This window comes from Kitasatospora sp. NPDC051164, assembly GCF_044455625.1.
Classification (GTDB): Bacteria; Actinomycetota; Actinomycetes; order Streptomycetales; family Streptomycetaceae; genus Kitasatospora.
Window position 1 is genome coordinate 1 of the sequence record NZ_JBITFB010000020.1, and the last position, 25,895, is coordinate 25,895.

A 25,895-nucleotide genomic window follows, 5' to 3' on the forward strand; every position below is an offset into this window, starting at 1 on the left:
GGACGCACCGCCTGGTGGGGGGGTGACGCCTGGCGGCGTCACCGCGGGTGGTTGCCCGAGGCTGCGCCTCGGGGCCCGGCTGCGCCGGGCGGGGGTGGGCTGGGGCCATTCGCCTGCGGCGAATTGGCTTTGGGGTGACGGCCCCTGGCGGGGCCTTAGTTGATGGGTGGTTGGGCACGGGCCTGCGGCCCGCCATGAGTGGCGTTGACGATGTGACACGAATTTCGGGTAGCAGGGCCTCCCCTGCGGGGCGGCCCCGGGCGTTAACGATGTGGCGTGAATTTCGGGTAGAAGCCCTCCCCTGACGGGGAGGGAGATATCCGGCACGGCACCCGTTGACGACATGGCGCGAATTGCCGACGACAGCGCCTCCCTCGGGTGAGGCCCCTGCCGGGGCCAACCCGGTCCGGTCCCCCGGCGACATCGGCCGGCACCCCGTCCAGACGCCCGTGCCGGGCCCGACCGGCCTCGGGGGCGACCGCCGGGCGCAGCGCGGCGGCCTGTGGCCGACGGCCCCCAAAGCAGGCCTTTCGCCCCGTGCCGGGGTGGGGGTTCGAAGGTGCAAGAGCTGTCACGGCCTTGCCCCGCGCGCAGGCCCGGCCCGGACGAGCACACCCCCCAGTCCTGACGGGGCCAGGGCTTTCCCCGGCACGCGGCAGAAAACGCCGATCACACCACCCCGGAAAGGGGCGCCTGGAAGTCCGGGAAAAGCCCCTGCGGCGCACCGCACCCCACCCCGCCCAAAGGCGCCGGGGAGAGGGGCGCAGCATGCGGGGAAAGGGGCGCAGCACGAGGCTTCCGAGACCGCGTGGGACGGTCACCTGAGCCGCCCTCACAACGTCCTGGGAACGCCACCCTGACACCGCATGGAACACCCCGGAAAACCCGCCCGTCTGCCTGGATATGACGCCCGCTCCACCGAACCACGAAATATCCAGTAAAAGGCTCCAGAAACGATGCTTCCTTCCAATCAGGGCAGAGCTTGGATCGTAATACCACCTTGAGTACTAACCCGCTACCGGCATCCGACCGTGAAAAACACGGACACCACCCTCTCGAAAAGCGGGGCGCAGCACGACACGGAACAACAGGAAAAGAGGCTGCGGGCCTTCGGCGGGGGTCGGGGCCTGGCGGGCCCTTGGTGGTGGTCGGGGGGTGCCTGCGGCGCCACCGGGAGCCGGGGGCGGGGGCCTGCGGCCCTGCGGAGGGCGGTGGGAGGAGAGCCGGGGGCGGGGCCTGGCGGCCTCTCAGGGAGTGGCCAGGGGGCCGGGGAAGTCCGGGTGAGGCTGCGGGCCCCTTTTCGGGCGGGCGGGGAGCAGGGCGGAGCGGGCGGGCACGGTGGCCTGCGGCTCCCTTCGGGTCGGGCCACCGGCACACAGGACACCAGGGACGGGCCTACGCCCGATGTCCTGTGCCATCGATCTTTGACCGATTGCCAATGAAGCTGGACCACTGCAGGGTTCGTGCCATCGAACCTTGACCGCCCTGGTCAGACTGCTTTGGGGTCTGCCGGCTGCTTCGTACCGTCGTACGACTCCGGTGCTGGCTGGTCGCTTGAGCTGAACTGCTCGCCGATGTTGTTCCACATGAAGCCGTCCTGCCAGCCCGGCTTCGCGGCAGCCCAGCCGAGCAGCGCCACGAGGACCTTCTCCTGGGAAACGGTCATGGTCTGGAAGTGCTGCTCGGCCACGCCGTCCCGGTATTCGAGCTGGTAGGTGTTGTTCTCGCGCAGCAGGACCTGGATGTACGAGCTGCCGGGCCGTTCCTCGTCCAACCGCTCCACAACCATGTGCGCATTGCCCCGCCGTAGGTTGGCCAGCATCGTCCCGATGGCGGGCTTGGTGGCGCGCTTCACCACGTGGCCGCGCTCGTTGGTCGCAATCAGCATGACCGGATCATCCACCAGGAGGCTGACACCGCCTCGTGAGGCCCTGACCAGGGGGGTCAAGGATCGATGGCACGAACGGTGCAGTGGTCCAACTTCATTGGCAATCGGTCAAGGATCGATGGCACAGGACATCGGTCTCGGGTCGTAGGCCGACGAGGGCACAGTTGTCGTACTCCGGCCTGTCGCACCCCTGCCACACATAGGGATTCCCTGATCCCCGCCCACGTCACACCACACGACAACACCCCACGCGACAGCACCCGCGACAGCCGGGACGGCCACCCGGCGGCCAGGACGGCGGCGGCGCAGCAGGCGCCACCGAGGACGGGGCGGGCGGCGACCACGACGGGCGCCGAGCGGGACGCAGCGGCCCGGGACGGCGGCCACGACGAGCAAGGCGGGGCAGCGACAGGCTCGTCACCCGTCGTTCCAGATTTCTGGAACGACCCGCTGCGCCGGGGCCGGCCCGGAGACGGGGACGGGACGGCCAGCCCGAACGAACGGGCGCCGAGGACAGCGGCCAAGGACCAGCGGGACGGGGCGTCGGGGGCAGGCCCGGGAACGTCGCCGAGCGGGCCGGGCAGGGCCGGGCGCAGCAGCACGGGCCCCCGCGGCCGGCCGCCACCGAGGCAGGCTCGGACAAGCGGCCACCGAGACCGACCGGAGCAGAGCCGACGCGCCGAACCGGCGGGCGCCCAGACCAGTACCGAAAGCAGACACGGACACCCCAGAAAACCCAAAAAACCGCACGGAATTCACCGACGAAATCCCCTGGAACAAGCCAGGAAAAACAGCCTGAGAGCACGCCAGAAAACCCGACACATTGCCAACCCGACAGCCGGACCCCGGGGCGGCTTGGCATGCCTACTACACACACGGAACGTGACCAGGACAGGCCCGGAAACACCACCCCGAACCCACCCCCCACCTACCCCTGACACCACCCCGACTGGTCCAACCAGAACCATACAAAACCCTCAAAACACCCCAATACGAACCCGACAGACTACGACAGGTCACACCGGGCGAGCGACCGGAAGGGTGATGATGGGATGTCATTCCGCCCTGCCGCCGCCTGAGACGAACGCGCGTCTGCGACGCTGCTCTTTATGGCTCTCCCAAACGTGATCGCGTCTATTGCTGCCGCAGGCAGCCTGCTGGTCGCCGGTGCCGCACCCGCCCAGGCGCTCGGCGACGCGGCTGGCAAGGCCGGCTGCGTGAACGTCGGCGGTGCCACCGCGGAGAGCGCGGCCGTCGGCTCCCCGGGACTGTTGTCAGGAAACCTGGTCCAGGTCCCGATCAACATCCCGCTCAACCTGTGCGGCAACACCATCGCTCTACCCGGTCCCGGCGGTAGCGGTGGCGGTGGCTGAGAGATGTTGGGCAGGGGGCTCCCACGCGGACCTTTGTCCCACTGAAAACACCTACATCCCCTAGCGCGAGCCGGGACACAGCAGAACATCGCCAAGGGACTCAGGGCCCAGCAGAGCCCCAGCCGCGGGCCGGGCCGGCACCGTGGTGGAGGGTGCGGATGCCGTCGTGCCGGGTCCAGCGCAGCCACATCGCGCCGCGCACCAGTGGGGAGTCGAGGATTGCCCGGCCCAGGTCCCGGCCGGCGGGCGCGGGCTGACTGCGGGAGGCGGACAGTTCCAGCCGCGCGGGTGCGGCGGCGTTGGCGACAAGTCTGCTGTCGAAAGGCGCAAGCGGCCTGGCCCGGGAACGAGGGGCTGCGTTCCGCGCGGGCCCGGCCGGTGGGAGGCCAGCAGCGCCGACAGGAGACGCGGCTGCTCTGCTCGGCGGCCTGGTGGGCGCTGTGGTGGGGCCGCCGTGCCGGGAATACTAGACCCGCCGATCAGCCGATGCCAGGCCTTTGACCTGCGAAATTTCGGCCGCGAACATGCCACCCAAGAGCGGCCCCTTTGCGATGGCACGCAGGGCGGTTGCGGGAAGCGGCGCGGGTGAGGAACACCGGTCCGCTGCCCGCTCGGGGGTCCGGACGCGGACCGGCCTGCTTCCAGTCTGCGCGGGCCCCGGCCGCGCTGCCGCCGGGGTTGCTCCCGGTGGACTCAGAGGTATCGCCCGACCGGTCCCAGCGGGCTGGATCCGCAGGACGGGGCTCATAGTGGGCCCGCCCGGCCACCAGCACCATAGCGGCCGATCTCGGCGCCCAGGCAGCCCTGGGCCCCTGTCCCACCCGTCTGTCGCACCCCACCACACACGGGGGTCCCGGCACCCACCCACGTCACAGGCCCGCGACAGCACCAGAACACAGACACCCGAGGCCACCCCATGACGGCGAACGCTTCTGAACACCCTCCAGCCACCCACACCAGACCACCGGCCCCGGTGCCGGGCCTGCGGCGAAGCGGCCGCAGGAACAGCAGGCTCCTGACTGACACCCACGACCAGCAGCGGGGCACAGCACGGAACGGTGCAGCGCCTCCTGGACGACTTGCACGGCGGGCCGACGGCCTCCTTGGCTTTCCGGAGGGTGTGCGCAGCCCGGGCACTCCAGCCAGTCCGGGCCACGACGCCGTGGCCCTCCTCCAGCAGCGCAGTCCCCGGCCGCCCGAGCTGTCGCCCGGCAGCTGGCTCGACCCGGACACGGCGGCCGGCCTGCTCGCGACGATCCGCGAACGCCAGGGCCGCATCGACGAGGCGATCGCCCTGCTCCGCACCTGGCCACCCGTCATCCAGCGGCGCCCGAGGGCGCTTCCGCGGCGGGCAGAGCTTCGCCTGCAGCACCCCCACCACGGATCACCCGGGGCAAAGACCAGCGCGGCAAGTTGCTCACGCTTGGTCAGCGTGGGCAGCACCAGCCGGCCCAAGTCCTGCCCGCGGTGCGGTCCCGCTCGCACCGCGGGCACTCCAGCCGCTCAGGGCCGGCCTTCTCGGTCAGCTCCAGCAGCAAACCCTCCTTCCCGCCAATCGAGCCCCGGCACGTCCAACACGGGCGCAGCAAGCGCTCGCCGCCCGGGCGATCTGGGGTGCGCTCTTGACCGACAGGGCGGGAAAGCAGGTGGGCAGGGCGGAAAGAAGAGAACTGCCTTCGGGTTCTGCTGTTCTCCGCGAGGCTGGGCCATGTTTCCCGGGATCTTCCGTGTGTCTCCGTTCACGGAGAGACGATCTCCTCACTCCTTGGCCTGGGTCACCGCCCTCTACGGCTAGCCGCACGGCCCGCTGCGACACACGTGGTATCCCATCGCCTCGCTACCTCGAAGTGATCGGATCAGGGCATTTAATGATGTTTTGTCCTGAATTTATGTCAGGCATCCAGTCATGCCCGCGACTTGCAACGTGAGGGGCGCAGGGCGCTTCGCTGTGAGGAGAGGTGAACCCGCGGATGAATGCTCGTACGCGCGGACAGGGCGATCTGCCGTGGTACCAGGTCAGCCGTCAACGGCCAGTGGCCGAGTTCAACAGGACCCCGGCCGGTGGGACGACCCCGGTCCGTACCGCCGCCGCGTCCGACCCGGTTGGCTCGGGTGAACGACGTGGGGAGCGCCGCGTGGGGGTGGTATCGGTGGGGAGCGCGCTGCTGTCCGGTATGGCGCTGCTGGCGGCCACGGCTCCACCGGTGGCCGCCGCACCAGTGGAAACCATGCCAGTGCGGGCGCAGCGGGCTGATCCGTCGCAGACCTTCACTTTCACCGGCGCTGCGCAGACCTTGACGGTTCCGGCGGCGGCGGTGGTGACGATCACCGCGGACGGCGCCGGCGGCGCCGACAACACCGGCACCGCCTGTTCCGTCACGGGGACGGGCGGGACGGGGGCGCGGGTGGTGACCACCCTGCCGCAGACCACCGCCCCGACGACGTTCACCATCGACGTCGGTGGCACCGGCGGCAAAGGCTGCAACGGCAGCGGGAGGGGTGGTGTCGGCGGGTTCAACGGCGGCGCCCCGGGCGGGGCCGGCGCGGCCAGTGGTGCCCAGTTCGAAGGTCCGGGTGGGGGTGGAGCTTCCAGCGTCAGCGCGGGCGGCTCCTTGCTGGTGGTCGCCGGGGGCGGCGGTGCCGCCGGCGGCACCGGAGCGGGTTCTGCGGGAGGGAACGGGGGTAACGGCGGAACGGCGGATGCCACCGGAGGTACCGCGGGGAGTGCTACCGGCTCTGGGGCTTCGCCGGGGCAGGGCGGGGACGGTGGCAGCACCAGCGCGAGCACCGGTGGCGCCGGCGGGGCCGCCGGCACCGCTCCGCTCTGTACGGCCACGAATGGCGGGCCGGGAGACGGGTTTGCCGGCGTCACGGTCGGCAGCGGCGGCACCGGCGGTACCTTCGACGGCGGCTGCACCGCCACTACCGGTGCCGGTGGGGGCGGCGGCGGCGGGTACTTCGCCGGCGGGGGCGGCGGCAGCGCCACCGTCAACAGCAACGGCACCTCGGCGGGTGGGGGTGGAGGTGGTGGGGGCAGCAGCTTCGCCACCCCCACGGGTATCCCCACGTCCTACGCGCCGTCGACGATCGGGACGGCCAACCACAACGGCCAGGTGACCATCTCCTACACGGTGGTCACCCCGTCCTTGACCATCGCCAAAACCCACGGCAGGCACTTCACCCAGGGGCGGGACGGCACCTACACCATCACCGTCGGCAACGCCTCCGGTGCCTCCCCGACCGACGGCACCACGGTCACCGTGTACGACACCCTTCCCGACGGGCTCAGGGCCGACAGCATCAGTGGCACGGGATGGAACTGCGCCCTGACCAACCTCACCTGCACCCGTAACGACGTCCTTGCCGCCGGGAGCAGCTACCCGCCCATCACCCTGAAGGTCGACGTCTCCTGCGCCGCCCCGCGCGATGTCACCAACATCGCCACCGCCATCGGCGGCGGCGACACCGCCAGCCACATCGCCGCCGACCCCACAAAGATCAAGCGCCACGAGCACGACGAGCGCTGCGAGCGCCACGAGCACTGGTAGACCGACCGACCCGGGCCAACGGCGGGGCCGTCCATGAGGACGGCCCCGCCGTCAGGCATGCGCCGCTGATCAGTGGCACCGGATGCGCCAACCCGCCACTCCACGCCCCCGCGTGCCAACAGGTCACACTTAGCGGCCCTTGGCCGGATGGAGCTTCGCGCGCGCACCCGCGCCTCCCACCACGGATCGTCCGGAGCAGACACCAGCGCGGCCATCAGCTCCCGCATGGACGGGGCGGGCAGCACCAGCGGGCCCAAGTCCTGCCCGCGGTGCGGTCCCGCTCGCACCGCGGGCACTCCAGCCGCTCAGGGCCGGCCTTCTCGGTCAGCTCCAGCAGCGAACCCTCCTCCCCGCCGATGGAGCCCCGCCCGGCATGGCCCGGCTGGCGGCCGAGGGCCTGGCGGAGTTCGTGACCCTGCCGCAGGCCGGCCGGGCGAAGACCTGGCACCTCACCGCGGCCGGCTCCGCCGTCACCGCCACCTTCCCCGAAGCCCTGCGCCCGACCGCCCCGGTGCCGGGTGCGGACAAGCGCCGCCGACCCTGCACGCCGACCCTTGTCCGCGCTCTGACGGCACCCCTTGTCCCGCCCTCTTGTCCCGGGCGCCCGCCCCGAGGTAGCAGCGACCGGTCCAGCGTGTCCGAACCCGTCGCCGCAGACGGTCACCTCAGTGCTCGCCTACGACCGGACCGGTCGGCTGTCGCGCATCCGTTCGTCCCGAGGCTCGGTGCCGGCCCATGCCTGCGAGGGTGGCTCGGTGCGCTCCAGCAGGACCAACAGAGGGCCCGTCATCGCGGTGGTGACCAGGGCCATCACCACCATGAGCGAGTAGAGGTCTTGGCTGAGCAGGCCCAGGTGGAGGCCGACCGAGAGCAGGACCAGTTCGGTCAGACCACGGGTGTTCATCAACGTGGCGAGGACAGCTGCCGAGCGGGCCGGCAGGCGGCTGAGCCGCGCCGCGGCGTAGGTGCCGCCCATCTTGCCCGCGACGGCCGTCACCACGATCAGAATCAGCTCCAGCAGTCTCTGCCAGTCCAGGCCCCTCAGGTCCACCGCCAGGCCGCTGAGCACGAAGAACGCCGGCATCATGAGCGAGGCGGACTGGTCCACCGTTTCGCGCAGCCGGTCATGCTCCGGGGAACCGGCGGGGGAACGCGGTGTGATCAGACCGAACAACAGGGCGCCGAAGATGAGGTGCAGCCCCATCACCTCGGTGGCGGCTGCATCGTGCTCGAGACCGTGCACGGCGACTGCGGCACCTTGATGACCTCCGAGAAGGTCTCCCAGTTGCTGGTCGGCCTCGGCGTCATCAGGAGCCACTCCCCTCCTAGGGTCGGCAATGGCAGCCCATACGGCGAGAGCCGGTTCACGATCGCGAAGTACGCGCCGGATTGCCTGCGGCGGGTCGCCTCGCTCGCACACGCCAGCGAGTGGTTCGACGGATTCACCTCGTACTACACCACGAACACCGGCGCTCCGGGATCGGCCTGCGCACTCCCGCCGATCAGGATCGACGGCCCTGCCAGGCGCGGGGGTTGTGTAGGACCGATTCTTGGGCTGAGGCGCCGCGGGGCCTCACGCGGTCGACGCGACGAGGGCTCGGTCGCCTGGTGGGGAAGAGCTGTGGGCCGGTCCGGTGTCGGGGCTGGTGGGTGCTCGGCGGTCCGTGTGCCGTGCGGTCGCTCGGCGGCCGGTATTGCGCGCGGCAGCGGGTCGTCGTGCGTCATGGTGTTCGGCAGGGTGAGTGGCCGCGCAATGGTTTTCCTTGTGGGGTGGGGGGTGCGGGAGTTGTGCGGTTCGCGGTGACGGCTTCGATGATGCGGCCGGCGACCGAGTGCGCGTGGGTGTGCAGGTAGAAGTGGCCGCCGTGGTACAGGTGCGGCCCGTGGAATCGCTGGGTGTGGGCGGCCCAGGCTGCGAGGCGTTCTTTTCTCACGACGGTGTCCTGGGTGCCGCCGAAGGCGGAGACGGCGACGGGCAGGGGCGTGGTGTCCGGGGCCGGACGCCAGGTGTTCACCAGCGCGATGTCGTTGCGGAGGACCGGTTCGAAGAGCCGCCACAGGCAGGGGGTGTCGAGGATCTCGGCGGGTGTGCCTCCTGTGGACCTGAGCCAGTCGCGCAGTTGGGCTTGGGTCGATGGGTGGGGGGCTTGCGTTTGTTCGGCGGGGCTGGGCGCTGCGCAGGAGGACAGGCCGGTCCATACCGGTGGGTGCTGTCCGGCGTTGGCGAGGCGCCGTGTCAGTTCGTAGGCGACCAGTGCGCCCATGCTGTGTCCGAAGAAGGCGTACGGGCGGTCCGTCCACGGCTCCAGCTGGTGCAGGAAGAAGTCCACGAGGCCGTCGCCGGTGTCGATCAGCGGGTCGCCGCGGAGGTGTCCGTGCCCGGGGGCGTCCAGGAGGCACACCTCCCAGTCGGCGGGAAAGGCCGACTCCCAGCCCTGGTAGAGCAGATGTGAACCGCCCGCGTGGTGGAAGAGGAACAGCCGCACGGCCGCGCCGGGGACCGGTCGCGGGATCGTGAGCGCGCCCTGGGCGAGCGGGCGCCGGGCGGCGGTGACGCTCACCGGACGCTTTCCGTCCCGGAGCTCGCGAGGACGCGCATCGTGGCGAACTCGACGACCTGCGCCGCCATCTCCTCCAGCTGTCCTTGGACGTGGCCGTCCTTGCAGTCTCCGGCGGGTGAGAAGCGTGCCACCGACGTGTTGATCGCGGCGCCCAGCGGCGTGGGCCAGCCGCGCAGCGCATGGGTCACGTCGCGCAGCGCGGCCAGTGTGGAGACGGCGCCCTGCCAGCCGTTGGCGACCGCCACGCATCCGACGGCCCGTTCGCTGAAGTAGGGCCGGGTGTCCTCGCGTAACTCCTCGACGTAGTCCAGGGCGTTCTTCACCAGGCCGGAGATCCCGCCGTGGTAGGCGGGGCTGGCGAGGACGAGGGCGTCGGCGCCGGCTATGGCCGACAGGAGCCGTCTGGCCTGCGGTGCGGTGACGCCGTGCCGGGGGTCGTACAGCGGCATGGCCAATGCGGGGCCGGGGATCAGCTGCACTGCTGCGCCGCGTCGTTGCGCCGCGTCCAGGACCACCCGCAGGGCCTGCTCGGCGGTTGATCCGGGCCGGCTCGAACCGCCGACACCGACCACGTTCACGCTCTGGTGCATGGGGTTGTGCCTCCTTCTCTTTCGGGTGCCTGAGGGTGTTCGCGGTGCGGGGTGGGAGGTGGTGCGGTGCGTACCTGCCGTGGCGTCACGGTCGGGGAAATAAAAGGTGATTCCACCCGTGCGCAGTGAACACGAAGTGGAATCATCTTTTACTTATTCATGTCAGGAGGTCAGACGGCGGACGCCACGTCGTCGTGCTGCTTCTCGGACACCTCGGGGGCCACGACCGCCGCGTTGCGCCGGAAGTTCAGCGCGACCAGCACGATCATCACCATGCCGGCCACGCCGGCCCACATGGCGGAGCGCACACCGTCGGCGGTGGCGACGCGCAGCGCCTCGCCGGTCAGTCCTTCGTGACCGGAGTTGGCGACCGCCACCAGGGCGGCGAGGCCGACCGCGGCACCGACCTGCTGGCCGGTCGCCGCGACACCCGAGGCGATGCCCTGGTCCTCTGCCGCGACCCCGGTGGTCGCCGCCGCGTACATCGCGGTGAACACGGTGCCCTGCCCGAGGCTGAGGATGAGCACGCCCGGCACCAGCTCCAGGTACGTACCGGACGGCGAGACGGAGAACGCGAAGGCCACGGTGCCGACGACACCCATGAGGAGCGCGCCGATCAGCGTGGCACGCACCCCGAAGCGGGTGGCCAGCTTCCCGCCGGACAGGTTGCCGATGAGCACCCCCACGCACGGCACGAGGAAGGCGAGACCGCTCTTCGTCGCGGAGTAGCCGTGCACGCTCTGGAAGTAGAGGGTGTAGAAGTAGGGCAGCGCGCCGAAGGTCCCCATGAAGATGAAGGTGACGACGGTACCGGTGCTCAGGTTGCGGTTGCGGAACAGGCGCAGCGGCAGCAGCGGGTCGCGGCCGCGGCCCTCGATGGTGAAGAACGCGGCGAGCACGGCCACCGCGATGGCCGCGGTGATCAGGATCGTCGGCGAGGTCCAGCCCGACACCGGTCCCTGGACGAGGGTGAACACCAGCAGCGTCGATCCGACGGTCGCGGTCAGCGCACCGGGCAGGTCGAACTTGCGCCCGGAGGCCCCCAGGTCGGTGTCCTTCGGGATGATGGCGAAGGTGAGCAGCATGGCGCCACCGGCGAGCGGGACGTTGGCGAAGAAGATCGACGCCCAGCCGAAGCTGCCGGTCAGTACGCCGCCGAGGAGCGAGCCGAGGATCATGCCGCTGCCGCCGGCGCCGCCCCAGATCGCCAGCGCGCGGTTGCGCTCAGGGCCTTCGGCGAAGGTCGTGGTGACCAGGGAGAGCGTTGCGGGGGCGAGGAAGGCGCCGCCGATGCCCTGCACCGCACGAGCGATGATCAAGGTCGTCGGGTCGCCCGCGAGCCCTCCGGCGAGTGAGGAGACCGCGTATAGGAACAGGCCGAAGGCGAACATCCGGCGGCGTCCGAACAGGTCCGCCGCACGGCCGCCGAGCAGCAGGAAGCCGCCGAAGGCGACGGCGTAGGCGCTGACGACCCACTGGAGGTTCTGCGCGGAGAAGCCGACGCCGGTGCGGATCTCGGGCAGTGCCACGAAAACGATGCTGTAGTCAATGGCGTAGATGCACTGGGCGAAAGCCAGCAGTGCCAGGATCAAGCCGAGGCGTCGGCGGGGTGGCGCCCCGGCGCCGGGGACTGCAGGAGACATGATCTGTCCCTATCCCTTCTGGGTTTTTCGGGTGCTGGTCGGTAACGGGCGTAGGACGGGCGGCGCGGCGTCGACTGGTTCGGTGGTTGCGCCGTGCGTCATCGGGTACGCCTTCGGTGGTGGGACTCGAGACATTCGGTCAGGGGAATTTCGGCAGGCAGGTGCACCGGCGCGTGGTAGGTCTTCGCGTCGTGCTTCCTCAGCAACCCGAGCTGGTCGACGACCTCTTCGTGGAGCGTGGTCGTGATCCGGTGTGGTATCCGTGACAGTGTGTGCAGCTTGTCGTGGATCCGCTTACGCGCCACGGAACCGTCGGAGACGAAGCCGCCGGTCGGCGGGCTTTCTTCGGCGGTGCGTGGTCTTCCCGCCCCCGCGGGCGCCGGCTGTTTTCATGAATGCGTGCCCCCTCAGTCGTTTTCAGTACCCCTGGCGGGACTGCGCCGGTGCGGCCGTTCTCGCGCCGTTGGGGCGCGGCTCGAGGTGGTCGCGGAACCACTGGACGACAGCGGCGTCGAGTTCGTCCCGTTCCTCGCGGTCGTCCGGGAGGTGACCGCGGGAAAGGCGGATGAACCGCACGGTCTTGTCCAGTCCGGTCAGCGTCTTGTACAGCTGCTCGGTGCCGTTGATGACGACTGTGGTGTCGTCCACCGCGTGTGCCAGCAGCAGCGGCGCCTGGATGTGCGCCGCGTGGGTCAGCGGGCTCGCTGCCCTCAGTCTCGCCAGGTCCGCCGGGTCGTCGACGTCGCCGATCCACTCCACGACCCGTCGGCTCCATGTCGGTGGCAGGGCCCGGACGTCCGATTCGAGGTCCGCCGGCCCGCAGATCACGACGCCGGCCCGCCAGTGGTGCGGCAGCCTCGTCAGGCAGCTGAGCGCGGCGAACCCGCCGTAGGACATCCCGTGGACGCCGAGCCGGTCGCCGTCCACCCGGTCCAGGCTTCGCAGGAACCGTGCGGCGGCTTCGAAGTCGGCCAGGTCGCCGCGTCCCCAGTCGCGGTAGATCAGCCGCTGGTAGGCCAGCCCCCGTCCGGTCGAGCCGCGCACGTTCGGCGCCAGCACGGCGATTCCGGCTCGCACCAGGCGCTGGATCAGCGGGTCGTGGACCGCCAGCGCGGCCCACTCCGGGCCGCCGTGGATGGTCAGCACCGCGGGGACGGGACCGGTCGTCGAACGCGGGCGGTACAGCAGTCCGGATATCTCCAGCCCGTCCGCTCCGGTGAACCAGACCGTCTCCGGTGCGACGAGGTCGTCCGGCAGCTCGTCGCTGAAGTCGGTGAGCCGGTGTGACTCGCCGGTTGCCAGGTCGACCAGGAAGAACTCGGTCGCCCGGTCGCCGGCGCCGACCTGTGCGAGCAGGCGCTCTCCCGCGAACCGCGGCACGAAGCCGTCGTAGCCGAACGGCTGGGAGGCGAATCCGGGCAGTTCGACCGTGGTCTGCGGGGTGCACAGGACCGTGCGCTGGTCCTGGGGCAGGGCCCAGACGACCTGTGGGCCCACGATCACGTTCTCCACGTCGGCGTCCGGCGTGGCGATCCACTGCAGCGGCCGGCCGGGGACGAGCAGGGCGACACCGAGGAAGTCACGGCCCTCGGTGGTGCACACGTAGATCCCGTCCTCGTTCCACCCGCCCGGCTGGTACTTCGCCGGGCCCTCGTGCGGGGTGAGGTGCTGGGTGCGGCCGGTCGCGAGATCGCAGGCGAACAGGTCCTGGTCGGTGTTCTGGTGGAACTTCAGAACGAGCAGGTACCTGGAGTCCGGTGAGAAACATATCGGCACGTACCGGTCGTCGCCCTCCAGGACCATCCTGGACTCGCCGGTCGTCAGGTCCCGTACGTAGACGTCGAGACAGGTGACGTCGCGCGCGCTGGTGGCGTACGCGAGCAGGCGCCCGTCGGGGCTGTACGGCCGGCTTCCGCTGGAGTACGGCACGCCGATCTCGCGCCGGACCCCGGGTTCCGCCGCTATCCACTCCGACTCGCCGGTGGCCGGGTCGAGTTCGGCCAGCCGGTAGTCCTGGCCGCCGGTCACGTCCGTCACCACGAGCAGGCGGGTCTCGTCGGGCCGCCACGCCAGCCGGGTGACCGCGCCGTCGATCGGGAGCATACGCCGCTGCCCCGCCCAGGTCTGGAACCACGGCTGCGGCCGGCCGGACTCGTCGCTGACGTACGCGAAGCCCTCCTTCGCGGGCCAGGCCCCCCAGACGGTCATGAGTGCGCCGCCAGTGCGAGCTGGATCGTCGCCGCGGCGACGATTCCACGGCGGAACCGGTCGAGGTCGAAGTTCTCGTCGGGTGCGTGGTTGGCCTCGTCGACGTTGGCCAACGGCACGCCGTAGCAGGGGCAGGAGAGCTCATCGCTGAGCACGGCGATCGGCAGGCTTCCGCCGAGCGAGGGAACCAGCAGGGGCCGTTGCCCGAGCACGTCCTCGACCGCCTGGAGAATCGTTGCCGTGTAAGGGGTTTCGGGTAGTGTGGTGGAGGGTGCCATGGCCGCGTCAGTCACGAACTCGACATCGGGAGCGTACTTTGCGACGTGCCGCCGGATGGCGTCGGCGACCTGGTCCGGTGTCTGGCCGCCGACCAACCGGGCCTCACACCGGGCGATGGCGACGTCGGGGATCACCGCGCGGTGGTCGCCGGAATCCGCGCAGGTCAACGAGTTCACGGTCAGCGTGGGCGCGGCCAGGCGTTCGTGGAATCCCAGCTCGGCCGGCGGCTCCATGCCGGCGGCCCCGATCGCTTCGAGCGTGGCGGCCACGTCCACCGGAAGATCCGCCAGCGCGGCACGCTGACCACCGGTCAACGGCGGGACGCCGTCGGCGAATCCGGGCACGGTCACGGTCCCGTCCGCCGACCGCATGGTGGCCAGCAGCTGCACCAGCGCCCACGCCGGGTTCGGCGCGACTCCGCCCCAGTTCCCCGAGTGCAGCGGCCGGTTCGCGCCTCGCGCACGCAGTTCGAACATCAGGATTCCGCGCACGCCGAGGACCACGCACGCCCGGCCCGAGTCGTGCACGGGCCCGTCGCTCCAGATCACCAGATCGGGCCGGCCGACCTGGCGTACGGCCGCGGCCAGGTTGGGGCTGCCGATCTCCTCCTCGCCGTCGAGCAACACCGTGACACGGCAGGGGAATCCGCCGGTCAGGTCCCGCAGGGCACGCAGCCCCAGCAGTTGTGCGAGATGCTGCCCCTTGTTGTCGCCGGTGCCACGCCCGTACATCCGGCCGTCACGGATCGACGGCACGAACGGCGGCGTCGTCCACAGTTCGAGCGGACCGGCCGGCTGTACGTCGTAGTGACCGTAGATCAGCACGTGCGGCCCGGGCCCGTCCGCCGTCCCCACCAGCGCGGGCCAGCCACCGGTCTCGACCAATCGGGCCTCCAGGCCCGACGCACGTAACAGCCGAAGACCGTGGGCCGCGGCCTCGGCCATGCCCTCGCCGGTCCGGCTCACGCTCGGCCGGGAGATCCAGTCCGCCAGCTCACCATCCAGGTCCCGGCTGCCCACCCAGTTCCGGAGCTGCTCGATCACAGACCCTCCAACCGATTGCACAGAATGAAATCGATAGTAGTCAAGCAAACCAGCGCGGGCTTGGCAAGGTAGGGTGCCGCTGTGGAAGCGACGATCGAAGATCTCAAAGCACTCGGGCACCCGGTCCGCTGGCGCATCCTGCGGCTGTGCCTGGAGCGTTCCTTCACCAACAAGGAGCTGTCGGTCGAACTCGACCTTGCTCCCGCGACGACCCTGCGCCACGTCCGCGCCCTGGTGAAGACGAACTTCCTTGTCCCCGAAGCGGTTTGCACCGGTGAGCACGGCGCGCTGCAACGGCCCTACCGCGCGACCGCACGCTCCCGGGGCCTGATCATCCTGCCCGACGACGCCGGCCTGGCCCAGCAGGTCGACCTGGCCGTGATCGGCGCTCACCGCACCGAACTGATCGCCGCGGGCAAGGACTCCGGCCGTGGCGCCAAGAGGGGCGTACTGCGGTTGCGGCCCGAGTCCGTGGAGTCACTGCGCAACCGGATCCAGGACCTGATCGCCGAGTACACCGACGAACCCGACGGCGAGCCGCTGAGCTACCTGTGGTCACTCGCCGCCCGGCCCCAGCCCGACGTCAGCCCCCGGGACAACGGCCCCGAACCGATTGACCATTGACCGATAGGCGGGACCGATGCTTGACTCATTCACCATTCGAGTGACGCGTTTGAGGTCGCCACGGCGGCCGGCAGGACGACGGCATCAGTTCCTTGCCAGAACGTGCACGTCAATGACGGGCTGGGCCAGGCTGCCGGCCCTGATCATTCGTCACGGCGCAGGCTCGGCGGGTTAGCGCTACACACCCGCAGCACCGAATCCGGGGAAACCCGAAGCACCGATTCCGGGGAAAAGGGTATCGAATGAAGATTGTCATCGCCGGCGGCCACGGAAAGATCGCCCTGCGGTTGACTCGGCGCCTCGCCGAACGTGGCGACTCCGTCGTGGGCATCGTGCGCAATCCCCGCCACGTCGACGACATCGAAAAGACCGGCGGGGAGGCCGTCGTGCTCGATCTCGAGCACGCCACGGTGGACGAGGTGGCCGCGGCCCTTGCCGGCGCGGACGCCGTCGTCTTCTCGGCCGGCTCGGGCAACAGCGCCACCTCCGCACGCCGGGACAAGATGGACCGGGCCGCTGTCGTGCTCGTCATGGACGCGGCGGAACAGGCCGGTGTGCGACGGTTCCTGCACGTCAGCTCCATCAACGTGGGCTGCGCGGACGACCGCGGCATCGGCGAGGGGTACGCCGTCTACCTGCGGGCCAAGCGCGCCGCCGAACAGCACATCTTCGCCCGGAACACGCTCGACTGGACGGTCCTGCGGCCCGGCGTGCTCACCGACGCGAACGGCGACGGCACCGTCGAACTCACCACCGGGAACCGGGTCGGGCCACAGCACGCCAGGTTCGACCAGGTCGCCCGGGAAGACGTCGCCGCCGTGCTCGTGGCGCTCATCGACCGGCCCGACACCGCCGGCCGCATCTACGTGGTGGTCGGCGGCGAGACCCCCATCGACAAGGCGATCGACAGCTAGGGCGTTCCCCCTGGAAAAGGGTCGCGCGACCCGGGATCGATGCGGTTCCTGACGGCACCGCAGTGACTCCGCGAATACCGGTTGCCGTTCGGGCGTCCCGAATCGGATGCAGATCTCGAGAGATCGATTCGGGACGCCGCCACGAATAGTGACGTCACGTCGTTTCGCCTGCACCACCGGGCCGACGGGACGTCATTCACTCACGCACAGTCCAATCCGGACAGTGGGCTCAGCACGAAGGGTCTCATTTTACAGCACAGGGGGGTTACTTTGTTGTGCAGTCAATTGCCAAGAAAAGGCCGGCGGCTCGAGCCGGCGTCGTGATCGCCGGCAACAGCGCCGTCGGCAAGTTACCGGCGAACGAATCGGCCGAACGCCGATTCGGTTCCGTCGCGGTGGCCCCATCGCCACCCCACCGGCCATCGGGCAACGCCCCGACAGCGCGCTGCACCCACTGGGCAGTGACCGCGGCAGCCATCCCGTACTGGAGAACGGGCGGTGTCGAGACCGCGCACCGGGGGCTGGGCGACAGCGGCAGTGCGGTGGCCGAGGCACACTGGGCCGGCTTGCTGCTACTGGACGAGTGCACCCACGCGGCACCGGCCGCACACGAGAAAGTACCGCGCGACCGCCCCGTGCCCGAGGGGGCGATCCGGCCGGCGGTGACCACCGTGGTCGTCGCGGCCAGCCCGGCCGGCCGGTTCGACCGGGCGTCGGCGGCCGTGGACCGCCCCGACCCGGGCCAGCCCTGGTTCGCCGAGATCGGCTACGCGCACTGCTTCGCGTTGCTGATGGCCGGCCAGGTGCGCCACGCCTGCCGGATAGCCGAGAACGGGTACCGGGACGAGGTGGCCGCCGGAAACATCGCGGTCGCCGGTGGCTGGTTGACGCTGCGCGGCCAGGTCGCCAACGTCGCCACCGCCATCGCCGACGCGGAGGCCGCTTCGCGCCTGTTCGACGGCGGAAACTCGTGCCTCATGCTGGCACCGCGTCTGGCCGAACTCGCCGTGTTCGGCGACCAGGCCGGCGCACACCAGACCCGCCAGCGCACCGACCATGCACCCGAAAGTCGCCTGTTCCTGCCGTGGCTGACCCTGAGCCAGGCGTGGACCACGGCAGCCTGCGGGGACACCACACTCGCCGCCCGGCAGGCACTCGCCGCGGCCGACATCGCCATGGCCCTGGGCCAGTACGCCGTCGAGGCCACGGCAAGCTACGACGTGGCCCGTCTCGGCAATCCCAACGCCGTACGGCACCGCCTCGCCGCGCTCGTCGACCTGGTACCGGGGCCGGTCGTGCCGGCCATGGCCGGCGCCGCGGCCGCGTTGGCCCGCTCCGATCCCGCAGCCCTGGACTTCGCCACGGCGAAGTTCACCGAACTCGGGATGGACCTGCTAGCCGCGGAGACCGCCACCGCCGCGGCCGCACTACGGCACACCTGCACGCCCCCCGGCACCATCGCGTGTCCGAACGCGACGACCCCGCTGTTGCAGCTCACCGCCCCGCTGATCGGGCTCACCAGCCGCGAGCGGGACGTCGCGCTGCTGGCCGCCAACGGATTCACCAGCCCCGCCATCGGGCACCGGCTGGGGCTGTCCGCCCGCACCGTCGACAACTACCTGGGCCGCGCCTACCAGAAGCTCGGGGTGACCAGCCGCCGCGATCTGGCCCCGCTGGTCGTCGGCGACCGCCCACAACCACCGATCCACGCCGAAGGGAAGCACCGATGACCTCCATGAGCGACCTCGACAAAATATCGGCCAACCGAGAAGGCTTCAACCTGCGAGCGCGGGCACACATGCAGTCCTCGTACTACGACGTGGACAGGTTCAAGCAGGGCCACAACATGCTGCGCCGGCTGGAACAGGAGGAACTGGGCGAGGTCCGCGGCAAGTCCCTGCTGGAACTGCAGTGCCACATCGGCGTCAACGCGCTCTCGCTCGCCCGCATGGGCGCGCAGGTGACCGGCATGGACATCTCCGACGAGGCGATCGACATCGCTCGCAACCTCGCCAGGGAGCTCGACCTCGACGCGAGCTTCGTCCAGGCGAACCTCTACGACTTACCGACAGTGCTCGACGGCCAGTTCGACATGGTGTTCACCGGCTACGGCACCCTCTCGTTCCTGCCCGACATCACCGGCTGGGCCAAGGTCGCGGCCGGGTTCGTCAAGCCGGGCGGCACCCTCACGATCGTGGAGATCCACCCGATGCTCACCCTCTTCGGCGACGTCGACGGGGAGCTGCGGGTGGCCCGCTCGCTGTTCCGGTCCCGGGACGTGCACCACGAGATGTCCGCGACCTACGCCGACCGGATCGAGGACGAGGTCGAGGTCGAGACGCACTCCATCTACGGCTGGCGGTGGTCCGTGGAGGAGGTGGTGAACGCGCTCATCGGCGAAGGCCTGACCATCGAGCGCATCCGCGAGGTTCCCTACGACGCGCGCCAGCGGCTCCCGCTGATGGTGCCCGACGGGGACCACAACTGGCGGATCCCGGGCGACCCGATCCCGCTGTCGTTCGCCTGCGTCGCCAGGAAGTGAGTCGCCGCCATGGCAGATCAGATCATGGCGACACCGAAAATCCGCGAGTACGTCCGCGCCGTGTCCCTGCGGGAGGACCCGATACTGGCCGAACTCCGGGCGCAGACCGCGGGGTTGCCGGCCGGCTCGGCCATGCAGGTCATGGCCGAGGAGGGCCAGCTGCTGGCGCTCCTCGTCGGCCTGACCGGCGCCGGATCGGTGCTGGAGATCGGCACCTTCACCGGCTACAGCACCCTGTGCATGGCGCGTGCGCTGCCACCGGACGGCACGGTCGTCACCCTCGACCTCAGTGACCGGTGGCCGGCGATCGGCGCCGACTACTGGAAGCGCGCCGGAGTCGCCGACCGCATCGACGTCCGCATCGGTGACGCGACCCAGACGCTCGCCGCCCTCGCGGACGAGCGCGGCGGCGAGAGCTTCGACCTCGTGTTCATCGACGCGGACAAGGCCAACTACGGGACGTACTACGAGGCCGCGCTCAAGCTCACCCGACCGCAAGGGCTGATCGTCATCGACAACACGCTCTTCTTCGGCCGCGTGGTCGACCCGGACCGCCAGGACCCGGACACCGCCGCGGTGCGGGCGCTCAACGCCTCGCTGCGCGACGACCAGCGGGTGGACGTCTCGATGCTCACGATGGCCGACGGAATCACCCTCGCCCGTAAGAGGTGACGCATCGCCTCACGGCCGGTCGGACGGCGGTAGCGCGACGCGAACGCTCGCAGCCCCTCTCGGATGAGAGGGGCTGCGAGCGTTCGGGCTTCGTGTGCGTCGGCGCGGACGAGGTCAGGCCGCGGCCAGCCGGACGGCGTTGAGCCGCATCGTGCCGGGCGCCGGCCTCGGTGCCGGTGTGAGGTGCAGCCGTTGCGTCTCCCCGCCGTCCGGCGGCGGCAGTTCGGCAAGGCACGCACAGCGCTCGTCGGTGAACCCGGCGAAGCGGTACGCGACCTCCATGATCCGGTTCCGTGCCGTCGGCCGGAAGTCCGCGACCACATGGGCGCCGGCCGTCGCCGCCTCGTCGACCAGCCAGTTCAGCACGGTGGCGCCGGCCCCGAACGAGACGACCCGGCACGAGGTGGCCAGGAGCTTCAGGTGCCACACCGCCGCACCGGTCTCCACCAGCGCGACACCGACCGCGCCGTGCGATCCGAAGCGGTCGCTCATCGTCACCGCGAGAACCTCGTGGCGTGCGTCGTCCAGGAGCGCGCGCAGGTCGGCGTCGGAGTAGTGCACACCGGTCGCGTTCATCTGGCTCGTACGCAGCGTCAGCTCCTCCATCCGGGACAGGTCGCCGGCAGTGGCCCGGCCGATCTCCATCACGAGGCCCAACGAGCGCAGGAACTCCTCCGACGGCCCGTCGAACGACTCCTGCTCGGCCTGGCGCCGCACGTTCGCCTGGTACATCTGGCGGCGACGGCGCGAGTCGACCGTCACCGTCGCCGGGGTGAACTCGGGCAGCGTCAGCAGCTCGGACACCGACTCGGCCGGGTAGCAGCGCACCTGCGGCAGGTGGAACACCACCTCCGCGCGTTCCGCCGGCTGGTCGTCGACGAAGGCGATCGTGTGGTGGGCGAACTTCAGTTCGTCGGCGATCTCCCGCACCGACGACGACTTCGGGCCCCACCCGATCCTGGCGGCCACGAAGTACTCGGAGACGCCGAGCTCCTCGAGGCGCTGCCAGGCGGGGCCGTGGTCGTTCTTGCTGGCGACGGCCTGCAGGATGCCGCGGGAGTCGAGACCCACGATGGTCTCGTAGACCCGGTCGTCGACGACCACGTCGTCACCCTCGAGCAGGGTGCCCTTCCACAGCGTGTTGTCCAGGTCCCAGACGACGCATTTGACGGTGGTGATCGGTTCGCTCGGTGGCACTGGTCCGCTCACTGCGCCTCCTCCTGCCGCACTGTGCTGTTCCCGGTCGCCAGGGCGTGTCTGGCGAGTTCGAGCTGGCATATCTCGCTGCTGCCCTCGATGATCTCCATCAACTTGGCGTCCCGGTAGGCGCGGGCGACCACGTGGCCGTCCGACGCGCCCGCCGAGGCCATGACCTGCAGAGCCGACGCGCTCCCCCGCACGGCCTCGGTCGCGCTGACGTGCTTGGCGAGAACCGTGGCGATCACGAGGTCCGGCGACCCCGACTCCCAGCACTCACTGGCCTGCCGACACACCGCGGTGGCGACCCGCTCCGCGGCGTAGAGCTCGGCGACCCTGCGGGCGACCAGCTGGTGCTCCGCGATCGGTTTGCCGAACTGCCGCCGCGACCGCGCGTGTTCGGTCACCGCGCCGAGACAGCCGCGCAGGATGCCGACGCAGCCCCACGCCACCGACATCCGGCCGTAGGCCAGGGCCGTCGTCACCAGGAACGGCAGCGACAGCCCGGTGCCGCCGAGGACGTTCGCGGCCGGCACGCGTACCCCGTCCAGCCGCACCTGCGCGTGCCCGGCCGCACGACAGCCGACCGGGTGCGGGATCTTCTCGATCCGGACCCCCTCGGCGTCCGTCGGCACGACCACCGCCGCCGCGCTGTCGCCCAGCTTTCCGATGACGACGACCAGGTCGGCATAGGCCGCCGCGGTGATCCACGCCTTGCCGCCGTCCACGACCACCGTGTCACCGTCGAAACGCAGCTCGGTGGTCATCGCACCGAGGTCGCTGCCGGCGTCCGGCTCGCTGAAGGCGACGGCCGCGAGCCGGCCGCCGGTCAGCTGCGGCAGGAACACGGCCCGCTGCTCACGGGTGCCGAGGCGCTGTACCGTCCACGCCGCCATGCCCTGCGAGGTCATCACACTGCGCAGGGAACTGCACAGGCTCCCGGCATGAGCGGTGAGCTTCCCGCTCTCCTGGCTGCCCAGGCCGAGTCCGCCGTACTGCTTTCCCACCTCGGCACAGAGCACGCCGACGGCACCGAGTTCGCTCAGGACGGTACGCGGGATCTCGCCGGCGATGTCCCATCCGCCGGCGCTGTCCCCGACGAAACGCCAGATGTCCTCGTGCCCTGAGGAGGGTGCGTCAGACATCGCTGTCTGCGGCAGACTCTGCCTGGAGTCGGCCGACGAGCGTGGCCATGCTCTTGACCGTGCAGAAGTTGGACAGCTGCAGGTCCGGTCCGGCGACCGTCACGGAGTAGGCCTTCTCCAGGAACACGACCAACTGCATGGCGAACATGGAGTTGGCGACCCCGGTGGTGAAGAGGTCCTGGTCCACCTCGGGCCTGGTCCGGGTCTGCTCGGCCACGAACCGGGTGATCTCGTCGACGACGGCGTCCATGTCGAAGGGCGCCTTCTCGGTCTGCTGTTCCGGGGTCATGACTGTGCCTCACTGTAGTTGTAGAAGCCACGGCCGCTCTTTCGGCCGAGTTCGCCTCGCCGGACCTTCTCGAGGAGAAGCTCACTGGGACGGCACCGCTCGTCCGCGGTCCGGGCGTACAGCGCCTCCAGGGCGTCGACGAGGTTGTCGATGCCGATCAGGTCCGCGGTGCGCAGCGGGCCCGTCGGATGGCCGAGGCAGCCCTGCATCAGGGTGTCCACGTCCTCGACGGTGGCGGTGCCGGCGCCGACCACCCGTGCGGCGTCGTTGATCATCGGGTGCAGGAGCCGGCTCGTCACGAACCCGGGCGCGTCACGGACCACGACCCCGCGCCGGCCGATCCGGGTCAGCAGTGAGAGCACCGACTCGACGGTCTCGTCCGCGGTCTGCGGGCCGCGGATCACCTCGACCATCGAGATCAGGTAGGCGGGATTCATGAAGTGCGTTCCGATGAGGTCACCGGGACATTTCACCCACGCCGCCATTTCGTCGATGGGTATGCCGGAGGTGTTGGAGATCAGGGGGGTTCCGGGCCGGACCAGTGCCGATACGCCGGCGAGCACGTCGGCTTTGTTCTCGGGCAGTTCGGTGACCGCCTCGATGACCACGGTCGCGTCCGCGACGTCGCTCAGTGAGAGTGTCGTGCGCAGCTTCGCCGGAGTGGTCCCGGCGGGCAGGGCGCCGGTCAGCTGGGCGTGCCGCAGGCCGTTGGCGGATGCCGCGGCGGCGCGGTCCAGTACGCCCTCGTCGACGTCCACCAGGACGACGGGCAATCCGTGCCCGACGACGAGCGTCGAGATCCCGGTGCCCATGACGCCCGCTCCTACGATGGCTACAAGCTGCTCGTCGTCCATGAGGCCTCCTCCAAACCCAGGGGTTCGTAACTGCCGGAGTCGGGGCCGATCCAGTACCGGCTCCGTTGGAAGGGGTAGCCCGGCAGGGACACGCGCCGCGGTCGCGACGTGCCGTGCAGGGCCTCCCAGTCGATGTCCACGGTGGACTGCCACAGGGTGCCGACGGCGTCGAGCAGGGCGGCGAGGTCGGATCGGTTCGCCTGCGCGGGTGGCAGTGAGGCCACTGCCGGCAGGTGCTTCGCGGTGTCCTGCCGTGCGACGGTTTCGGTCAGTGTGCTGCCCGGTCCCACCTCCAGCAGGATCCGGCCGGGCTCGCCGGCCAGTTCGCGCAGGCCGTCGGTGAACGGGGCCGGCTCGCGCAGGTGGCGGGCCCAGTGGGCCGGGTCCACGGCGTCCTGCGGGCCGATCCAGGTGCCGGTCGCTGCGCAGATGTAGGGCACCTGCGGTGGCTTGAGTTCGTGGCGCGCCACCTTGGCGGCGAACTCGGACGCGTGCGCGTCGGGGATCCGGCCGGCTCCGGCGCGGGAGCGGATCTCGGCGGCGGTGACCGTGACGTCGATGGCGTCCGCCAGGTCGATCACGCCGGCCAGGCAGGCGGCCACGTACTGGCCGTCGCCCTCGCCGATCATCGCGGCGGGGTGTACTCCCCATGACCGCCACAGCCGGGCGAGGGACCACTGCAGGGTGAAGGCCGCGGCTGCCACGCCGCGCGGGTCGTCCTGCGGTGCCTTCGGACCGTCCCAGGTGGAGGGGAGGAGCAGGGCGCGCAGGTCGTACCCGAGCAGTGGCCGCGCCAGTTCGGCGCAGCGGTCCACCTGCTCGGCGAAGGCCGGTTCGCCGCGGTGGATCGCCGGGGCGGCGTCGGGCCGGTGCGAGGCGCTGCCGGGGAACATGAAGGCCACCTGGCGGGCTTTCACGTCGTTGGCGGTGTCGACGGCTCCGGGCTTTGCCAGCGCCCGGAGGGCGGCTGTGGCTTCGGCCCGGTCGCGGCAGACCAGGTGCCGGCGGTGGGGGAAGGCGCGGCGGCCGACCTGGAGGGTGTAGGCGACGTCGGCGAGGTCGAGGTCGTCCTGGCGGTCCAGGCGGTCGGCGAGGTTGTTCGCCGCGTCGGCCAGGGCCTTGCCGGTGCGTGCGGACAGGACGAGCAGTTGCCGGTCGTGTGTGTGCGGTGCGGAGGCCTGCGGTGTCGGTGTAGGTGCGGGTGCCTCTTGGAGGACCACGTGCGCGTTGGTGCCGCCGACCGCGAAGGCGCTGACGCCGGCGCGTCGCGGTGTCGCGGCGCGCGGCCAGGGGCGGGCGGTGGTCGGGACGTAGAAGGGTGTGCGGTCCAGTAGGAGCGCTGCGTTGGGCGTGTCGTAGTTGATGCTCGGCGGGATCTCGCCGTGTTCGAGTGCCAGTACGGCCCTGGCGAAGCCGGCCGCCCCTGCGGCGGCGTCCAGGTGGCCGATGTTGGCCTTCGTCGAACCGATCGCGCAGTAGTTGCGTTCCTTGGTGTCGAAGGCCTTGGTGAGCCCGGCCACCTCGATGGGGTCGCCGAGCGGGGTGCCGGTGCCGTGTGCCTCGATGTAGCCGATGGTCTCCGGCGGGACGCCGGCGACGGCCTGGGCGGTGGCGATCACCTCGGCCTGTGCCTGCATGCTGGGCGCGTTGAATCCGAATTTCGCCGAACCGTCGTTGTTGACCGCGCTGCCGAGGATGAGCGCGCGGATGTGGTCGTTGTCCGCGAGCGCGTCGCTCAGCCTGCGCAGCGCGACGACCGTGACGCCGTAGCCGGGGACGGTTCCGCTGGAGGCGGCGTCGAACGGCCGGCAGTGGCCGTCACGGGCGAAGATGCCGCCCGCGACCACCGGGTAGCCGCCGATCAGCGGGACGGGCAGTGCCACTCCCCCGGCCAGTGCCATGTCGCATTCGTGGCTCAGTAGCGACTGGCAGGCGAGGTGGATGGCGACGAGCGAGGTGGAGCAGGCCGACTGCACGGTCATCGCGGGGCCGCGCAGGTTGCACAGGTAGGCCGCCCTGGTGGCGAGGAAGTCCTTGTCGTTGTAGGGGCGGGCGGAGAAGGCCGCCAAGGATCCGCGGAACTTGGCGTTCGCGAGGAGGTTCAGCGGCAGGTACTTGCTGGCGAACTGGCCGGCGTAGACGCCGACGGCGCCGTCGAAGCGCGCCGGGTCGTGCCCGGTGTCCTCCAGGGCGTGCCAGACGGTCTCGACGAAGATCCGCTGCTGCGGGTCGCTGATCTCGGCCTGTTCCCGGCTGTACCCGAAGAACTCCGCGTCGAAGTGGTCGGCGTCCTCGATGACGGCGGCGGCGGGCACGTAGTCGGGGTGGGCCACCATGTCTACCGGCCAGCCGGCGTCGGTCAGTTGCCGGGTGCTGAACCTGGAGACCGACTCGACGCCGTCGCGCTGGTTGCGCCAGAACTCCTCGATGGTGGCGGCTCCCGGCAGTCGTCCGGCGATCCCGACGACCGCGATCGGCTCCATCCCGTCTTCCATTTCGGTACTCACCCAAGGCCCCCAACGGCT

The 25,895-nt window shown here is 70.5% G+C and carries 20 protein-coding genes; 7 read left to right on the top strand and 13 right to left on the bottom strand.

Annotated features, from left to right (window positions below):
- Positions 1 to 1,489 precede the first annotated feature (1,489 nt).
- Positions 1,490 to 1,888: a hypothetical protein gene (locus tag ACIBEC_RS27830; RefSeq protein WP_360497262.1), complete on the bottom strand. Its 399-nt coding sequence runs from the start codon at positions 1,886 to 1,888 to the stop codon at positions 1,490 to 1,492.
- Positions 1,889 to 2,997: 1,109 nt separating this feature from the next.
- Here ACIBEC_RS27830 and ACIBEC_RS27835 point away from each other — a divergent pair.
- Both ACIBEC_RS27835 and ACIBEC_RS27840 read left to right on the top strand, forming a co-directional pair.
- Positions 2,998 to 3,261 (top strand): chaplin, encoded by a 264-nt coding sequence (locus ACIBEC_RS27835; RefSeq protein WP_360497265.1) that lies wholly within the window; start codon positions 2,998 to 3,000, stop codon positions 3,259 to 3,261.
- A 2,135-nt stretch (positions 3,262 to 5,396) separates the two neighbouring features.
- Positions 5,397 to 6,809 (top strand): hypothetical protein, encoded by a 1,413-nt coding sequence (locus ACIBEC_RS27840; RefSeq protein WP_360497268.1) that lies wholly within the window; start codon positions 5,397 to 5,399, stop codon positions 6,807 to 6,809.
- A 676-nt stretch (positions 6,810 to 7,485) separates the two neighbouring features.
- On the opposite strand, the gene ACIBEC_RS27845 is transcribed toward ACIBEC_RS27840, so the two are convergent.
- The 6 genes from ACIBEC_RS27845 to ACIBEC_RS27870 all read right to left on the bottom strand — a co-directional run bounded on the left by ACIBEC_RS27845 (position 7,486) and on the right by ACIBEC_RS27870 (position 15,034).
- The gene (locus tag ACIBEC_RS27845; protein WP_360497271.1) at positions 7,486 to 8,052 is read right to left on the bottom strand and encodes a cation:proton antiporter; all 567 of its coding nucleotides are present in this window, start codon (positions 8,050 to 8,052) and stop codon (positions 7,486 to 7,488) included.
- 478 nt (positions 8,053 to 8,530) lie between these two features.
- Entirely contained in the window at positions 8,531 to 9,370 is an 840-nt protein-coding gene (locus ACIBEC_RS27850; protein WP_360497274.1) for a thioesterase domain-containing protein, read from the bottom strand.
- Complete coding sequence (locus ACIBEC_RS27855; RefSeq protein ID WP_360497277.1) at positions 9,367 to 9,960, bottom strand: NAD(P)H-dependent oxidoreductase; 594 nt, start codon at positions 9,958 to 9,960, stop codon at positions 9,367 to 9,369. Before ACIBEC_RS27855 ends, ACIBEC_RS27850 begins: the two co-directional genes overlap by 4 nt.
- 170 nt (positions 9,961 to 10,130) lie before the next feature.
- Positions 10,131 to 11,603 (bottom strand): MFS transporter, encoded by a 1,473-nt coding sequence (locus ACIBEC_RS27860; RefSeq protein ID WP_360497280.1) that lies wholly within the window; start codon positions 11,601 to 11,603, stop codon positions 10,131 to 10,133.
- 417 nt (positions 11,604 to 12,020) lie between these two features.
- Positions 12,021 to 13,811 (bottom strand): alpha/beta fold hydrolase, encoded by a 1,791-nt coding sequence (locus ACIBEC_RS27865; protein WP_360497282.1) that lies wholly within the window; start codon positions 13,809 to 13,811, stop codon positions 12,021 to 12,023.
- Positions 13,808 to 15,034 carry a M20/M25/M40 family metallo-hydrolase gene (locus ACIBEC_RS27870; RefSeq protein WP_396289119.1) on the bottom strand — a complete coding sequence of 409 codons (1,227 nt, stop codon included), beginning with the start codon at positions 15,032 to 15,034 and terminating at the stop codon, positions 13,808 to 13,810. Before ACIBEC_RS27870 ends, ACIBEC_RS27865 begins: the two co-directional genes overlap by 4 nt.
- A gap of 180 nt (positions 15,035 to 15,214) precedes the next feature.
- Here ACIBEC_RS27870 and ACIBEC_RS27875 point away from each other — a divergent pair, with 180 nt between their 5' ends.
- Positions 15,215 to 15,757, top strand: a complete 543-nt coding sequence (locus tag ACIBEC_RS27875; RefSeq protein WP_360497288.1) for a winged helix-turn-helix domain-containing protein — start codon at positions 15,215 to 15,217, stop codon at positions 15,755 to 15,757.
- Positions 15,758 to 15,900: 143 nt separating this feature from the next.
- On the opposite strand, the gene ACIBEC_RS27880 is transcribed toward ACIBEC_RS27875, so the two are convergent.
- Entirely contained in the window at positions 15,901 to 16,161 is a 261-nt protein-coding gene (locus ACIBEC_RS27880; RefSeq protein ID WP_360497824.1) for a hypothetical protein, read from the bottom strand.
- Here ACIBEC_RS27880 and ACIBEC_RS27885 point away from each other — a divergent pair.
- The 4 genes from ACIBEC_RS27885 (at position 16,045) to ACIBEC_RS27900 (ending at position 19,885) form a co-directional block, all read left to right on the top strand.
- Positions 16,045 to 16,671 carry an NAD(P)H-binding protein gene (locus ACIBEC_RS27885; protein WP_360497792.1) on the top strand — a complete coding sequence of 209 codons (627 nt, stop codon included), beginning with the start codon at positions 16,045 to 16,047 and terminating at the stop codon, positions 16,669 to 16,671. The genes ACIBEC_RS27880 and ACIBEC_RS27885 overlap by 117 nt on opposite strands.
- Before the next feature lie 461 nt (positions 16,672 to 17,132).
- The gene (locus tag ACIBEC_RS27890) at positions 17,133 to 18,401 is read left to right on the top strand and encodes a helix-turn-helix transcriptional regulator (protein WP_360497291.1); all 1,269 of its coding nucleotides are present in this window, start codon (positions 17,133 to 17,135) and stop codon (positions 18,399 to 18,401) included.
- A complete protein-coding gene (locus tag ACIBEC_RS27895; protein WP_360497294.1) occupies positions 18,398 to 19,213 on the top strand; it encodes a class I SAM-dependent methyltransferase in 816 nt (271 codons plus the stop codon). The genes ACIBEC_RS27890 and ACIBEC_RS27895 overlap by 4 nt, the downstream gene beginning before the upstream one ends.
- Positions 19,214 to 19,222: 9 nt before the next feature.
- The gene (locus ACIBEC_RS27900) at positions 19,223 to 19,885 is read left to right on the top strand and encodes a class I SAM-dependent methyltransferase (RefSeq protein WP_360497296.1); all 663 of its coding nucleotides are present in this window, start codon (positions 19,223 to 19,225) and stop codon (positions 19,883 to 19,885) included.
- 114 nt (positions 19,886 to 19,999) lie between these two features.
- On the opposite strand, the gene ACIBEC_RS27905 is transcribed toward ACIBEC_RS27900, so the two are convergent.
- Genes ACIBEC_RS27905 through ACIBEC_RS27925 form a run of 5 tightly spaced genes read right to left on the bottom strand, consistent with a single transcriptional unit; the run spans position 20,000 to position 25,853 of the window.
- Positions 20,000 to 21,094 (bottom strand): HAD-IIIC family phosphatase, encoded by a 1,095-nt coding sequence (locus tag ACIBEC_RS27905; protein WP_360497299.1) that lies wholly within the window; start codon positions 21,092 to 21,094, stop codon positions 20,000 to 20,002.
- Positions 21,091 to 22,227 (bottom strand): acyl-CoA dehydrogenase family protein, encoded by a 1,137-nt coding sequence (locus tag ACIBEC_RS27910; RefSeq protein WP_360497302.1) that lies wholly within the window; start codon positions 22,225 to 22,227, stop codon positions 21,091 to 21,093. Before ACIBEC_RS27910 ends, ACIBEC_RS27905 begins: the two co-directional genes overlap by 4 nt.
- Positions 22,220 to 22,516, bottom strand: coding sequence for an acyl carrier protein (locus tag ACIBEC_RS27915; RefSeq protein ID WP_360497305.1), 297 nt, complete (start codon positions 22,514 to 22,516; stop codon positions 22,220 to 22,222). Before ACIBEC_RS27915 ends, ACIBEC_RS27910 begins: the two co-directional genes overlap by 8 nt.
- Positions 22,513 to 23,370 (bottom strand): 3-hydroxyacyl-CoA dehydrogenase family protein, encoded by an 858-nt coding sequence (locus tag ACIBEC_RS27920; RefSeq protein ID WP_360497308.1) that lies wholly within the window; start codon positions 23,368 to 23,370, stop codon positions 22,513 to 22,515. Before ACIBEC_RS27920 ends, ACIBEC_RS27915 begins: the two co-directional genes overlap by 4 nt.
- The gene (locus ACIBEC_RS27925; RefSeq protein ID WP_360497311.1) at positions 23,349 to 25,853 is read right to left on the bottom strand and encodes a type I polyketide synthase; all 2,505 of its coding nucleotides are present in this window, start codon (positions 25,851 to 25,853) and stop codon (positions 23,349 to 23,351) included. The genes ACIBEC_RS27920 and ACIBEC_RS27925 overlap by 22 nt, the downstream gene beginning before the upstream one ends.
- Positions 25,854 to 25,895 lie beyond the last annotated feature (42 nt).